Origin of the sequence: Acidovorax sp. Root219, assembly GCF_001428665.1 — a bacterium.
Lineage (GTDB): Bacteria > Pseudomonadota > Gammaproteobacteria > Burkholderiales > Burkholderiaceae_C > Acidovorax.
On sequence record NZ_LMIJ01000007.1, the window covers coordinates 37,334 to 50,876 of the forward strand.

General features: G+C 69.2%; 15 protein-coding genes. 9 read left to right on the top strand and 6 right to left on the bottom strand.

Annotated features, from left to right (window positions below; all coding sequences use genetic code 11):
* Nucleotides 1–11 precede the first annotated feature (11 nt).
* From ASE28_RS06560 to ASE28_RS06585, 6 genes are all read left to right on the top strand, one after another.
* Entirely contained in the window at nucleotides 12–950 is a 939-nt protein-coding gene (locus ASE28_RS06560; protein WP_057265638.1) for a dihydrodipicolinate synthase family protein, read from the top strand.
* A complete protein-coding gene (locus tag ASE28_RS06565; RefSeq protein ID WP_057265640.1) occupies nucleotides 950–1,975 on the top strand; it encodes a 2-dehydro-3-deoxygalactonokinase in 1,026 nt (341 codons plus the stop codon). The genes ASE28_RS06560 and ASE28_RS06565 overlap by 1 nt, the downstream gene beginning before the upstream one ends.
* Nucleotides 1,972–2,616, top strand: a complete 645-nt coding sequence (locus tag ASE28_RS06570) for a 2-dehydro-3-deoxy-6-phosphogalactonate aldolase (RefSeq protein WP_057265642.1) — start codon at nucleotides 1,972–1,974, stop codon at nucleotides 2,614–2,616. Before ASE28_RS06565 ends, ASE28_RS06570 begins: the two co-directional genes overlap by 4 nt.
* 36 nt (nucleotides 2,617–2,652) lie before the next feature.
* Nucleotides 2,653–3,801, top strand: a complete 1,149-nt coding sequence (gene dgoD / locus ASE28_RS06575) for a galactonate dehydratase (protein WP_057265644.1) — start codon at nucleotides 2,653–2,655, stop codon at nucleotides 3,799–3,801.
* A 102-nt stretch (nucleotides 3,802–3,903) separates the two neighbouring features.
* On the top strand, nucleotides 3,904–4,728 hold the full coding sequence (locus ASE28_RS06580; RefSeq protein ID WP_057265646.1) for a hypothetical protein: 825 nt from the start codon (nucleotides 3,904–3,906) through the stop codon (nucleotides 4,726–4,728).
* Nucleotides 4,725–7,034 carry an ATP-dependent DNA helicase gene (locus ASE28_RS06585; RefSeq protein ID WP_057265648.1) on the top strand — a complete coding sequence of 770 codons (2,310 nt, stop codon included), beginning with the start codon at nucleotides 4,725–4,727 and terminating at the stop codon, nucleotides 7,032–7,034. Before ASE28_RS06580 ends, ASE28_RS06585 begins: the two co-directional genes overlap by 4 nt.
* On the opposite strand, the gene ASE28_RS06590 is transcribed toward ASE28_RS06585, so the two are convergent.
* Together ASE28_RS06590 and ASE28_RS06595 are read right to left on the bottom strand one after the other, a co-directional pair.
* Entirely contained in the window at nucleotides 7,023–7,796 is a 774-nt protein-coding gene (locus tag ASE28_RS06590; RefSeq protein ID WP_157421900.1) for an alpha/beta fold hydrolase, read from the bottom strand. The two genes, ASE28_RS06585 and ASE28_RS06590, sit on opposite strands and share 12 nt — an antisense overlap.
* A gap of 10 nt (nucleotides 7,797–7,806) precedes the next feature.
* Nucleotides 7,807–8,820 carry a M14 family zinc carboxypeptidase gene (locus ASE28_RS06595; protein WP_057265869.1) on the bottom strand — a complete coding sequence of 338 codons (1,014 nt, stop codon included), beginning with the start codon at nucleotides 8,818–8,820 and terminating at the stop codon, nucleotides 7,807–7,809.
* 159 nt (nucleotides 8,821–8,979) lie between these two features.
* On the opposite strand from ASE28_RS06595, the gene ASE28_RS33365 reads away from it, so the two are divergent.
* From ASE28_RS33365 to ASE28_RS06600, 3 genes are read left to right on the top strand one after another with little or no spacing between them, the layout of a single operon-like run.
* Nucleotides 8,980–9,111: a hypothetical protein gene (locus ASE28_RS33365; RefSeq protein ID WP_255357714.1), complete on the top strand. Its 132-nt coding sequence runs from the start codon at nucleotides 8,980–8,982 to the stop codon at nucleotides 9,109–9,111.
* The gene (locus ASE28_RS32570; RefSeq protein ID WP_164470696.1) at nucleotides 9,077–9,244 is read left to right on the top strand and encodes a hypothetical protein; all 168 of its coding nucleotides are present in this window, start codon (nucleotides 9,077–9,079) and stop codon (nucleotides 9,242–9,244) included. The genes ASE28_RS33365 and ASE28_RS32570 overlap by 35 nt, the downstream gene beginning before the upstream one ends.
* Before the next feature lie 24 nt (nucleotides 9,245–9,268).
* Nucleotides 9,269–9,904 carry a hemolysin III family protein gene (locus ASE28_RS06600; RefSeq protein ID WP_057265652.1) on the top strand — a complete coding sequence of 212 codons (636 nt, stop codon included), beginning with the start codon at nucleotides 9,269–9,271 and terminating at the stop codon, nucleotides 9,902–9,904.
* A 12-nt stretch (nucleotides 9,905–9,916) separates the two neighbouring features.
* On the opposite strand, the gene ASE28_RS06605 is transcribed toward ASE28_RS06600, so the two are convergent.
* The 4 genes from ASE28_RS06605 to ASE28_RS06620 form a co-directional block, all read right to left on the bottom strand.
* Nucleotides 9,917–11,293, bottom strand: coding sequence for an LLM class flavin-dependent oxidoreductase (locus tag ASE28_RS06605; RefSeq protein ID WP_057265654.1), 1,377 nt, complete (start codon nucleotides 11,291–11,293; stop codon nucleotides 9,917–9,919).
* A gap of 157 nt (nucleotides 11,294–11,450) precedes the next feature.
* Nucleotides 11,451–11,666, bottom strand: coding sequence for a molybdopterin-binding protein (locus tag ASE28_RS06610; RefSeq protein ID WP_056168199.1), 216 nt, complete (start codon nucleotides 11,664–11,666; stop codon nucleotides 11,451–11,453).
* Between the two features lie 65 nt (nucleotides 11,667–11,731).
* A complete protein-coding gene (locus ASE28_RS06615; RefSeq protein WP_057265656.1) occupies nucleotides 11,732–12,556 on the bottom strand; it encodes an ATP-binding cassette domain-containing protein in 825 nt (274 codons plus the stop codon).
* Between the two features lie 4 nt (nucleotides 12,557–12,560).
* A complete protein-coding gene (locus ASE28_RS06620; protein WP_057265658.1) occupies nucleotides 12,561–13,532 on the bottom strand; it encodes an aliphatic sulfonate ABC transporter substrate-binding protein in 972 nt (323 codons plus the stop codon).
* Nucleotides 13,533–13,543 lie beyond the last annotated feature (11 nt).

The following is a 13,543-nucleotide window of genomic DNA, read 5'->3' on the forward strand; positions in this document are numbered from 1 at the left end:
TCCACAACGACATGCCAACGACCATCTCTGCCAAGCCCCCCCGCTACCGCGGCATCTTCCCCGTGGTGCCCACCACCTTCCACGAAGATGGCACCCTGGACCTCGACAGCCAGAAGCGCTGCCTCGACTTCATGATCGATGCCGGCGTGGACGGCCTGTGCATCCTGGCCAACTTCTCCGAGCAATTTTCCCTTTCGGACGCAGAGCGCGAGACCCTCACCCGCCTGTCGCTCGAACATGTGGCCGGCCGCGTGCCGGTGATCGTCACCACCACGCACTACGGCACCCGCGTATGCGCCGAGCGCAGCCGCACCGCGCAGGACATGGGCGCCGCCATGGTGATGGTGATGCCGCCCTACCACGGCGCCACCTTCCGCGTGCCCGAGGCGCAGATCTACGAGTTCTATGCCCGGGTGTCGGATGCGATCGGCATTCCCATCATGGTGCAGGATGCGCCGGCCAGCGGCACCGTGCTATCGGCCCCGTTCCTTGCGCGCATGGCGCAGGAGATCGAACACCTGGCCTACTTCAAGATCGAAGTGCCGGGCGCTGCCAGCAAGCTGCGCGAGCTGATCCGCCTGGGCGGCGCCGCCATCGAAGGCCCCTGGGATGGCGAGGAAGCCATCACCCTGCTGGCCGACCTCGACGCTGGCGCCACCGGTGCCATGACCGGCGGCGGCTTTCCCGATGGCATACGCCCCATCCTCGAGGCGCACCGCCAGGGCGATGCCGACCAGGCCTTCGCGCTCTACCAGCGCTGGCTGCCGCTCATCAACCACGAGAACCGCCAGGGCGGCATCCTTACCGCCAAGGCGCTGATGAAGGAAGGCGGCGTGATCGCCAGCGAGGCCGGGCGCCACCCCTTCCCCGCCATGCACCCCGAGGTGCGCCGGGGGCTGATCGACATCGCGCGCCGGCTCGACCTGCTGGTGCTGCGCTGGGCGCGGTAATGACGAGCAACACCGCCCTTTCCAACGGCGCGGCCGCCCTGATCGGGCTGGACTGGGGCACCAGTTCGCTGCGCGCCTTCCGCTTCGACGACACAGGCCAGGTGCAGCAGATGCGCCAGCGCCCCTGGGGCATCATGAACCTGCCCGTCGCAGCCAATGGCCAGGCCCACGCGACCCAAGGCGCTGCTTTCGAGCATGCCTTCGACGATGTCTGTGGCGATTGGGTGCAGGCCCGGCCCGGCATCCCCGTGCTGGCCTGCGGCATGGTGGGCAGCGCCCAGGGCTGGCGCGAAGCGCGCTACCTCGAATCGCCCGCCTCGCTGGACCACCTGGCGCGCGGACTCACGCTGGTGGAGCACAGCACAGGCCCCCGCGTGCATATTGTCCCCGGCCTGCTCCAGCGCGGCGACCTGCCCAATGTGATGCGCGGCGAGGAGACGCAGGTGCTGGGCGTGATGGCGGCCTCGGCCCTGCCGGGCGATGCCCCGGTGCTGATCGGCCTGCCCGGCACGCACAGCAAGTGGGTACTGGCGCGCCGCCGCTCCATCGAACAGTTCCACACCTTCATGACCGGTGAGGTGTTTGCGGCGCTGCGCGGACACACCATCCTCGGGCGCACCATGCAGCCTGCCGAGGCGCCCGACGACGCAGCGTTTGCGCGCGGCCTGCAAGTGGCGCGCTCGGCAGAGGCCTCGCTGGGCCTGCTCTCGCACATCTTCAGCACGCGCACGCTCGGGCTCACGGGCGCGCTGTCCGGCACGGCCCAGGCGGACTACCTCTCGGGCCTGCTGATCGGCCACGAAGTGGTCGCACTGGCGGCACAACAGGCGCCAGGCGCCGCGCACGCACACGTGGTGCTCTGCGGCGAGCCCGACCTGTGCCGGCGCTACGCCCTGGCCCTGGCCGCCTACGGCTTGCCGGCGCCCGAAATGGCCGACAACGCCACCGCGCGGGGGCTGTGGCAGATCGCCACCGCCGCCGCGCTGGTGACCCCTACCGACACACAAGCTGCACGATGCGCATGACTCCTTCCGACCTTCTTTCCGCCTCCATGCAAAGCTGCGGCCTGGTCGCCATCCTGCGCGGCGTATCGCCCGCCGAAGTGGTACCCATCGGCCAGGCGCTCTGCGAGGCCGGCTTTCGCATCATCGAGGTGCCGCTCAACTCGCCCGAGCCGCTGGCCAGCATCCGCGCGCTGCGCGACGCGCTACCGGCCGAGGTGCTGATCGGCGCCGGCACCGTCATCCGCCCCGAGGACTGCGCCGCCGTGGCCGCTGCCGGTGGGCAGATCGTGGTCATGCCGCACAGCGATGCGGCGGTGATCCGCGCCGCCAAGGCGGCCGGCATGGCCTGCGCCCCGGGCGTGGCCACGCTGACCGAGGCCTATGCCGCGCTGGCGGCGGGGGCCGATGCGCTCAAGCTCTTTCCGGCCGAGGCGCTGGCGCCCGCCGTGCTCAAGGCCTGGCGTGCCGTGCTGCGCCCGCCGGTGGCGCTGCTGCCCGTGGGCGGCATCACGCCCGAGGGCATTGCGGCCTATGCCGCAGCCGGTGCCAGCGGCTTCGGCCTGGGCTCGGCCCTTTACAAGCCCGGCGACAGCACCGCCAGCGTGGCGCGCCAGGCGGCCGCCTTCATGCAGGCCTGGCGCCAGTCCTATCCCGCCCCCTGACGGATCCCCTCCCCACTATTCGACGAACTCCCCGCCATGAAGATCACCCGACTGACCACGTTCCTGGTGCCACCGCGCTGGTGCTTTCTGAAAATCGAGACCGACGAGGGCATCGTCGGCTGGGGCGAGCCCGTGCTCGAAGGCCGGGCCCACACCGTGGCGGCCGCCATCGAGGAACTGGGCGACTACCTCATCGGTAAAGACCCGCGCCACATCGAGGACCACTGGACGGTGCTCTACCGTGGCGGCTTCTACCGGGGCGGCGGCATCCACATGAGCGCACTGGCCGGCATCGACCAGGCGCTGTGGGACATCAAGGGCAAGGCCCTGGGCGTGCCCGTGTCCGAGCTGCTCGGCGGCTGCGTGCGCGACCGCATCAAGGTCTACAGCTGGATCGGCGGCGACCGTCCCGGCGAGACCGCGGCAGCGGCCAAGGCCGCGGTGGACCGGGGCTTCACAGCGGTGAAGATGAACGGCACCGAGGAGCTGCAGTATGTGGACAGCTTCGACAAGGTGGAAAAGTGCCTGCAGAACGTGGCGGCCGTGCGCGAGGCCGTGGGCCCCAACGTGGGCATTGCCGTGGACTTCCACGGCCGCGTGCACAAGCCCATGGCCAAGGTGCTGTTCAAGGAGCTTGACCCGTACCGGCTGATGTTCATCGAGGAACCCGTGCTCAGCGAGCACTACGAGGCACTGAAGGAACTGGCGCACCTCTCGTCCACCCCCATCGCGCTGGGCGAACGGCTGTACTCGCGCTGGGATTTCAAGCGCGTGCTGTCCGAGGGCTATGTGGACATCATCCAGCCCGACCCCTCGCACTCGGGCGGCATCACCGAGACGCGCAAGATCGCCACCATGGCCGAGGCCTACGACGTGGCCCTGGCCCTGCACTGCCCGCTGGGGCCGATTGCGCTGGCGGCCAACCTGCAGCTCGACGGCGTCTGCTACAACGCCTTCATCCAGGAGCAGAGCCTGGGCATCCACTACAACGCCAGCAACGACCTGCTCGACTATGTGTCCAACGGCGAGGTGTTTGCATACGAGGACGGCATGGTCGCCATCCCCCAGGGCCCGGGCCTGGGCATCGAGGTCAATGAAGCCTATGTACGCGAACGCGCCGCCGAAGGCCACCGCTGGCGCAACCCGGTCTGGCGCCACAAGGATGGCAGTTTCGCGGAGTGGTGAGGTTCCCGGCGGTGTAACAACACGGTGAAGGGGTGACGGCAAGGGCGAAAGGGGGGAAATACTGTAATTACAATCAGTGTTTTGAAGAATCCCCGAGCCCATATGACGGCGCCGACCATCAACCGCTTCCACCGCACCCGCCTGATGCAGATCTGGCGTTCGGCCGGCTGGCCCTGCAAGGACGCGCTGGAGATCGACCTGCTGGCTGCGCAGCTGGTCGCCCTGCACACCTCGCCCGAGGGCTTCGAGACCCTGAAGCTCACGGAGGACGGCCTGCGCACCCTGGCAGAGGCGCGCCAGCGCGGAGTGCGGGCCCTGAGCGCGCACGACCGGCTGGGCCAGAAGTTTGCCGCGCACCTGCTGGCCTCGGGCCGCATCGTCTGGCGCGAGCTGTCGCTGCGCGCCGTGATCGAGGGTGCGGCCCCGGAAACTGCGCCGCTGACTCCGGCAACCAGCAACCCGCTGTGGAGCGAGGACACGCCCACAAGCCGCAAGGCCGCCAATGTCTGGCGCATGGCACGGCCGGACCTGTTCTCAGTGCGCAACACCACGGTGCCGGCCTACCTGCAGCCCATGGTGCACGAGATCAAGTACAGCCGCGCCGATCTGCTCTCGGACCTGCGCCACGACGCCAAGCGCCAGGCCTACCAGTGGCTGTGCGAGGAGTGCTACTACGTGTTTCCGGCCGGTGTGGCCGAGCCCGGCGAGATCCCTGAGCACTTCGGCATCTGGGTGCTGCACGGCGGGCTCGACGATGGCCGCTTCGAGCTACTGCGCCCCGCCCGCCATGCCAGTTGCGCCCTGCCTTTCGCGGTGTGGATGGCCCTGTGCAAGGCCACGCCGCTGCGCAGCGAAGACGAACTGGCGCAGGCCCACCTGGGTGAGCCGGCTGCAGACGACCTGCCTCCCTGTACCGAGGCCCCATGACCTATACCGTGGCGGTGCGCGAGCTGTGCGAGTTCACCGCCAAGCAGGGTGACCTGGACCTGCGCTTCACGCCCGCCCCCACGGCCCTGGAGGGCATGGCCGGCCATGCCGTGGCTGCCGCCCGCCGGGGCGACGGCTACCGTGCCGAGGTGGCGCTGGCCGGCAGCTACAAGAGCCTGCGCGTGCGCGGCCGCGCCGATGGCTTCGACCCCGAGCATGCCCGGCTCGACGAGGTCAAGACCTTCAAGGGCCGGCTCGACCGCCAGCCCGCCTCGCACCGCGCGCTGCACTGGGCGCAGGCGCGCATCTACGGCTGGCTGTTGTGCGCGCAGGAGGGGCTTGAACACATCGACCTGGCGCTCGTGTACTTCGACATCGGCAGCCAGAAAGAGACGGTCTTCACCGAGCGCCGCAGTGCGACCGAGCTGCAGCGGCATTTCGAGGAACAGTGCGAGCGCTTTCTGGCCTGGGCCGAGGCGCAGGTGGCACACCGCGCTGCGCGCGATGCAGCGCTCACCGCCCTGGCCTTCCCGTTCGGCGGCTTTCGCACCGGGCAGCGCCCGCTGGCCGAGGCGGTGTACAAGGCCGCAGGCGCCGGGCGCTGCCTCATGGCCCAGGCGCCCACCGGCATCGGCAAGACCATGGGCACGCTGTTCCCGCTGCTCAAGGCGGCGCCCACGCAGCGCTTGGACAAGGTGTTCTTCCTTGCCGCCAAGACCTCAGGCCGGCAGACGGCCCTCGATACCCTCGCTCGCCTGGCCGACAGCGCACCTGACCTGCCGCTGCGCGTGCTGGAGCTGGTGGCACGCGACAAGGCCTGCGAGCACCCCGACAAGGCCTGCCACGGCGAGTCCTGCCCGCTGGCCCAGGGCTTCTACGACCGTCTGCCCGCCGCACGTGCCGCCGCATTGCGGCCTGGCGCCGCGGGTGAACGCATCACCCTGCACCAGAGCGAGGTCCGCAGCGCCGCGCTGGCGCACCAGGTCTGCCCCTACTACCTGAGCCAGGAACTGGCGCGCTGGGCCGACGTGGTCGTGGGCGACTACAACTACTACTTCGACATGGGCGGCCTGCTGCACGGCCTGGCCCAGGCGAATGGCTGGCGCACGGCGCTGCTGGTGGACGAGGCCCACAACCTCGTGGACCGGGGCCGCAAGATGTACACCGCCGAGCTGCGCCCCGACGGCTTGGCCCAAGCGCGCAAGTCGACCAGCGCCAGCCGCTACCCTGCGGTCAAGAAGGCGCTGGACAAGGTGCGCCGCGCCTGGGTGGCGCTGGACAAGCGGCAGGCTACCGCCTATGCGGTGCACGAGGCCTTTCCCGAAGACCTGCTCACCGCGCTGCAGCAGTGCGGTAACACCCTCACCGACCACCTGGCCGAGCACCCGGCAGAGCCCGATGCCGCCCTGCAGGCCTTCTACTTCGATGCCCTGCACCTGGTGCGCATGGCCGGGCTGCTCGACGCGCACTCGCTGGTGGACGCCACCCGGCCCACGGCCCCGGGCCTGCCCCAGGCCGCCCGGGCGCCCGGCAGCTCCACCCTGTGCATCCGCAACCTGGTGCCCGCGCCCTTCCTCGGCCCGCGCTGGGAGGCCGCGCACACCAGCACGCTGTTCTCGGCCACGCTGCGGCCCGAGCGCTACTACACCGACCTGCTGGGCCTGCCCACGGACCACCTGGCCATCGATGTGGAATCGCCGTTCCAGGCCGCGCAGCTGACGGTGCAGGTGGCGCGCCACATCTCCACCCGCTACCCCGACCGCAAGGCCTCGCTCGCGCCCATCGTGGCGCTGATGGCGCAGCAGTTCGCAGAGCGCCCCGGCAACTACCTGGCCTTCTTCAGCAGCTACGAATACCTGCAGCAGGCGGCCACGATGCTGGCCGAGCGCCATCCGCACCTGCCGCACTGGAGCCAGTCGCGGCGCATGCTCGAATCGGAGCAAAAGCAGTTCCTTGCGCGCTTCACCGAGAGCAGCGAGGGCATCGGCTTCGCGGTGCTGGGCGGGGCTTTCGCCGAGGGCATCGACCTGCCGGGCCGGCGCCTGATCGGCGCTTTTCTGGCCACGCTGGGCCTGCCGCAGGTCAACCCCGTGAACGAGCAGGTCAAGGAGCGCATGCAGGCGCTGTTCGGCGAGGGGTACGACTACACCTACCTCTACCCTGGCCTGCAGAAGGTGGTGCAGGCTGCGGGCCGCGTGATCCGCACGCCCAGCGACGAAGGCGTGGTGCACCTCATGGACGACCGCTTCGGCCGCCCCGAAGTGCGTGCGCTGCTGCCCACCTGGTGGGCGCAGTCAGGCCGCTGACCGGCGGGCCGCCGCCCAATCGGCCACCTGCCCGGCCACCCAGGCCGGATCGTCCAGCGGCAGGTCGTGCCCCGCCCAGGGGTGCAGCACTAGCGGGCAAGCCCAGGCACTGGCGATGGCCTGCGAGCACTGGCTGCTCACCAAGCCATCTTGGGTGCTGGCCAGCAGCAGCATGCGGTCCACAGGGCACGTGCGCGGCGCCCGGTAGCGTGCAGCGGCCACCAGTTGGCGCAGGGCATTCGATGAAGACACGGGCCTTTGCGCGCGCGCGGCCACCCAGTCGGCCACCACGGCCGCACGCTGCGGCGCACGGTTGCTGGTGAGCCGCAGCACGGCGGACTCCGCTGCGAGCGGGGTGGGCGCCATCAACACCTCGCGCAGCAGCGCCACATAGTTGCGCGGCCGCAGGCGCCGGTAGAAGGGGCTGAAGGTGCCGAAGCTGGTGTTGATGAGCACGCAGCCCTGTACCTCGTCCGGGGCCGTGCGCGCCCATTCGGTGGCCACCATGGCCCCGAGCGACATGGCCAGCAGGTGGTGCGGCCCGGTGCTGCCGCGCCGTTCCAGCTCCGCCTGGCATTGGGCCACCATGGCCGCCACCGACGATGGGCTTGGGCGCGCATGCCAGCGACCGTTGCCCGGCAAGTCCAGCATCAGCACCTCAGCACCCGGCATGGCGGCCAGAAAGGCCGGCACGAAGCTGCCCCAGTGCACGGCCTCGCGCGTAAGGCCACGCAGAAAGATCCAGCGGTTTGGCTGCGGCATCGCCATGCCATCAATACCAGAAGCTGAGCGCATCGGCACGCCGCTGCACCCGCGCTTCAGGCGCAGGCACCCAGCGCTCGTGGCTGCCCGCCGCGCGCGAGAGAAAGTCGAGCAGCGGCATGTGCCGGCGCAGCACGCGCTGCAAGCGGTGGTTGATCAGCGGGTTGAAGATGCCCTTGCGCGAGAACAGCTGGCGCGGGTTCTTCTTGATCCAGCGCCACGAGCCCATCTCCAGCGTCAGCGGCAAGAAGGTGCGCGTGGGGTCGTTGCAGGCCTGCATGTACAGGTGGTCCCACAGGTCGCCGTGCGTGAGGTACTGCGCGCTCTGCGGCTCGATGATGTAGGGGTGGTAGGCATGCGCCTGCAGAAAGATCTCGTGCAGCGCATGCAGCTCCGGCAGGTGGGCAATGGGCTTCTTCGTGTGCGCGAACGGAAACCACAGCCGGTCGCTGATGCCAAAGCCCGAGTGGCAGTCCAGCGCGATGCTGAACGGGCGGGACAGCAGTTCATCGTGCACCACCTCGCACAGGGCCCGGCTCTCGGCCTCCATGGGCGCACCCGGTTTGCCGCGGTACCAAGGCAGGCCCGCACTCAGGCGCTGGCCGCCGATGAGGAAGGGCACCCGGTCCAGTGCGTCCACCGGGGCATTGCGCATCAGGTCCACCCCATTGGGGTTGGCCCGGGTGGCAGCCCACATGCCGCCCGGGTTCACGATGGGCATGAACACCAGGCGCACCTGCTCGAGCTGCTGGTTCAGGGCCAGGTCCCAGGGCAGGCGCGTCACCACGTTCTGCAGGTAGGCAATCACCACCTCGGCGCCGATGCCTTCGAGCCCGTGGATGCCGCCGAAGAAGCCCATGGCCGGCACGCTGCGGTCCGGGTTGCCCAGGCTGATGGCGTGGATGGGAAAGCGCTCGCCCGAAGGCATCTCCACGGTATGCACAACCCGGGCGTCCAGGCGGTCGCCGCCCTGGTCGATGATCTTTTGCAGCGCCGCAAGTTCGGGCAGAACGGTGTCGGGCACGGTGGTGGTTGTCTCTGGCAGCGAAAAACAGCCAGCATAGCGCCCGCAGCCCCCTGCGCCAGGGTCTTTGCGCAGGCCTGTTGCGATTGCCACACTGACGCAAAACCGTCACACGGCAAGGCTATCTTGGGGGAGCTTCACACCACCCAGGAGGTCACCATGCTCTGGAAATTTCTCGGATTGCAGCGGTTGTTCGACGAGCTCTTGGACGAGAGCTGGTTCTCCTTCGACCTTCCTGACAACGACTGCTTCTTCCATGACGAACCGCTCCCGCTCTCCGCGCAGGATTGAACCGCTGCGCACCGTGGCGCTGTTCGGGATCATGGGCTGCGCGATGGCCTGGGGCCTGGTGGAGCTGTTCGCGCTGCAGCGCTCGCGCTACCACGCCTGGCGCGAACGGCAGCACACGGCCCTGCACCGCTGATCCCGGGCCGAGACGGTCCTTGCCATGCAGTGCCGCGACCAGACCCCTGGCGAAGAACTGGCCAACAGTGCCAGCCACGGCCTGGCACTGCTGGCCGCCGTCATCGCGGCCCCTTTCCTCATCGCCTCCGCACGCCCGCAGGGCGCTGCCAGCGTGGCCGGCGCCATCGTCTTCGCCGCCACCATGGTGCTGCTGTACCTGGCCTCCACCGTCTACCACGCCCTGCCCGAAGGGCGCTTCAAGCAGGCGGCGCTGAAGCTCGACCACGGTGCCATCTACCTGTTCATCGCGGGCAGCTACACACCCTTCGCCCTGCACCGTCCCGATGGCGACTGGAACTTCGCCCTGCTGGCGCTGGTCTGGGCCGTGGCCGCGCTGGGCCTGGTGCTCAAGGCCTTCAACCGGCTGCGCACGGCGTGGCTGTCCACCGGCATGTACGTGCTCATGGGCTGGCTGGCCCTGGTGGCCGCCCTGCCCCTCATCGGCCACCTCACGCAGTGGAGCGCGCACTGGCTCATCGCCGGCGGCGTGGCCTATACCGTGGGGGTGGCATTCTTCGTGCTCGATTCACGGCTGCGCTACGCCCACGCCGTATGGCACGGCTTCGTGGCCGCAGGCACGGGCTGCCATGCCGTGGCGATCATGGGCTACGGCGGCTGAGCCGGCCAGGGCTCAGGCTGCTACCGCTTCTTCGCGCACAAAGGCCGAACCTGCGGCCGCTACCGTATGCCGATTGGCGGGCACCGGCAGCTGGAAATGGCTGCGCAGCGTTTCGCCCTCGTATTCCGTGCGCAGCAACCCGCGCGCCTGCAGCACCGGCACGGCCAGTTCCACGAAGGCCTTGAGCGAGGTATTGGGCAGTGCCTCGAAGAAATTGAAGCCATCGGCCGCGCCGCCCTCGAACCAGCGCTGGATTTCATCGGCCACCTGCTCGGCCGTGCCCACGAAGGTGCGGCGCGGTCGGGCGTGCCACAGGGCCACCTCGCGCAGGGTCAGGCCGTGCTCGCGCGCATGCTGCTTGATGCGGTCGCTGGTGCTCTGCTGGCTGTTGCGGCCCAGTTCACCGAGGTCCGGGAAGGGCTCGTCCAGCGGGTACTGCGAGAAGTCATGGTCGTTGAACGGCCGGGCCAGCGCGGCGATGGCGTTCTCGATGGGTACCAGCGCGGCCAACTCTTCGTAGCGGCGCTCGGCCTCCTCCTCGGTGCTGCCCACGATGGGGCGAAACCCCGGCAGCAGGAACACCTCGTCAGGGTTGCGCCCCTCGGCCCGCACACGGGCCTTCACGTCGCGGTAGTAGGCCTGCGCCTCCTCGAAGCTGTCGGCATGGAAGAAGATCGCATCGGCCCGCTGCGCCGCAAAGGCCTTGCCATCGGGCGAGGCACCGGCCTGGAAGATCACGGGTTGGCCCTGGCGCGAGCGCGCGATGTTCAGGGGCCCCTCCACGGCGAAGAACTCGCCCTGGTGGTCCAGGCGGTGCAGCTTGGCCGGGTCGAAGAACCGGCCGGTGGCCTTGTCGCGCACCATTGCGTCGTCCTCCCACGAGTCCCACAGGCCCTGCACCACGTCCAGGTGCTCACCGGCCAGGCGGTAGCGCACGTCGTGCGCATAGTGCTCCTCGCGCCCGTAGTTGCGCGCGCTGCCGTCGAGCCATGAAGTGACCACATTCCAGCCCGCACGGCCGCCGCTGATGTGGTCGAGCGAGGCGAACTGCCGGGCCACGGTGAAGGGCTCGCTGTAACTGGCCGTCACGGTGGCCACCAAACCGATGTGCGAGGTGGCGCCGGCCAGCGCAGAGAGAATGGTCAGCGGCTCGAAGCGGTTGAGGTAGTGGGGACTGGACCGCGGCGTGATATGCACGCTGTCGGCCACGAACAGGAAGGTGAAGCGTGCCTGCTCGGCCAGCTGCGCCTGCGCCTTGTAGAAGCCGAAGTTCACGCTGGCATCGGTGACCGCATTTTCATGCCGCCAATCACCCCAGCCAGCGCCTACGCCATGCAGCACCAGGCCGAGTTGAAGGGTACGGGGCTTTGCGGTGCTGCTGGCGGTCATGCGGGAATCCTGTGGAGGCGAATCGAAGCCCGCAGCTTAGGTCTGGACGCTCCGGGAGCCAACGAAGAAAAACGGATATGGCTATGCCCGCCCCGCAAATGTGAAGGCCCCGCGTCGCGGGGCCTTCAAGGGGGCTGAAGGCGCCCCCAGGCAGGCATCACAGCTTGGCGATGGACACCTCGGTCGATTTCACCAGCGCGACCACGTCGGAGCCCACGACCAGCGCCAGATCGTCCACCGAGCGCGTGGTGATGACGGAGGTGACGATGCCCCAGGGGGTTTCGACATCGACCTCGGAGACGACGTCGCCGCGGATGATCTCGCGCACTTTGCCCTTGAACTGGTTGCGCACGTTGATGGCTTGAATGGACATGGTGTTTCTCCTTGAAAGTCCGGGAACGGATGGATGGGTCAAAAAATCAGAGGGGGCGAAGGCGCTCACACCGCCCAGCGCAGGCCATGCGCGGGCACGCCGGGCCAGCGCGCGTCGGCGGCGCTGGGCCCGGCATCGGGCTTTTGCAGCACGCGGTCGAGGATGCGTTTTTCGATGGCGGCAAACGCGGCATCGCCATGCGAGCGCGGGCGCGGCAGGTCGATCAGCTGGTCCAGCGCAATCTGCCCGTCTTCGATCAGGATCACGCGGTCGGCCAGGGCCACCGCCTCCTGCACGTCGTGCGTGACCAGCAGCGCGGTGAAGCCGCTGGCCTGCCACAGGCCTTCGATCAGGCGGTGCATCTCGATGCGGGTCAGCGCATCGAGCGCGCCCAGGGGTTCGTCGAGCAGCAAGAGGCGCGGGTTGTGCACCAGCGCACGCGCCAGGGCCACGCGCTGGCGCTGGCCGCCCGACAGGCGTGCCGGCCACTCGCCCAGCCGGTCGCCCAGGCCCACGCGGGCCAGCACGTCGGCGGCGGCGCCACGGCGCTCGGTGGGCAGGCCCAGGGCCACGTTGTCGGCCACACGCTTCCAAGGCAAGAGGCGCGAGTCCTGGAACATGATGCGCGTGTCCTGGCTCAGGCCGTCCACGGCCTGGCCGTCGAGGCGGATGGTGCCACCCGAGACAGATTCGAGGCCCGCCACCAGGCGCAGCAGCGTGCTCTTGCCGCAGCCGCTGCGGCCCACGATGGCCACGAACTGACCGGGCTCGATCACCAGCTCGGTCTTCTTGAGCACCTCGCGGGCGCCGTAGCGCTTGTCCACGCCGCGCACTTCCAGGCGCACGCCGTTGTTGCCGCCTGCGGGCGATGAAACGTTGGTTTGTGCCATGGTGTCAGGCTCCCGGCTTGAAGAGCGCCACGTCCAGCGTGTTCACACGCCGGGGCAGCAGTTTCTCGGACAGAAAGGCATCGGCAATGCGTTGCTGCTCGGAGAGGCCGCCCGGCAACACGGCACGCACCTCGTAGCTGCGGCGGCTGTTGGCCTGCTCCACCGTGGCGGCATCCAGCCCCCACACGGGTGCCAGCAACGCGGCGGCGTCCTTGGGGTTGCCCTTGACCCAGGTGCCGGCCTTCTGCAGCTCGGCGAACAGCACGCGCAGCACGTCGGCGCGCGCCTGGGCATATGGCGTGGCGGCCAGGTAGTAGCGCTGGTAGGAGGCCACATCGCGCCCGTCGGCCAGGATGCGCACATTCGACTGGCGCTGCACGGCGGCAAGGAACGGGTCCCACACCACCCAGGCGTCGATGGCACCGCGCTCGAAGGCGGCGCGGCCGTCGGCCGGCGTGAGGTAGGCGGGGTCGATGTCCTTGAACGACAGGCCGGCCTTCTCCAGCGCGGCGATCAGTAGGTAGTGGGCACCGGCGGCCTTGGCAAAGCCGATCTTCTTGCCCTTGAGGTCGGCCACGGTCTTGAGCGGCGAATCGGCGCGCACCACGATGGCCTGGGCCGAGGGGGACGGCGCCTCCTGCGCCACGAAGGTCAGTGCGGCGCCAGCCGCCTGGGCGAACACCGGCACGGTGTCGGCCACGTCGGCGCTCACGTCGATGTTGCCCAGGTTCAGGGCTTCGAGCAGCGGCAGCCCGCTGGTGAACTCATGCCAGGTGACCTTGGTGCCCAGGGGCGCCAGCAGCTTTTCGAGCGTGCCCTGGGTCTTGAGCACCACGATCAGGGTGGACGACTTCTGGTAACCAATGCGCACGGTATCGGGCTTGGCGCCGCTTTGTGCGGACGCCAGGCCGCTGGCCGTGGCAGCCAGCAGCGCCAGCGCCGTGCGCCGGGAGAGGATGGAAGAATAGGCAAACATGCGGGTCCTTG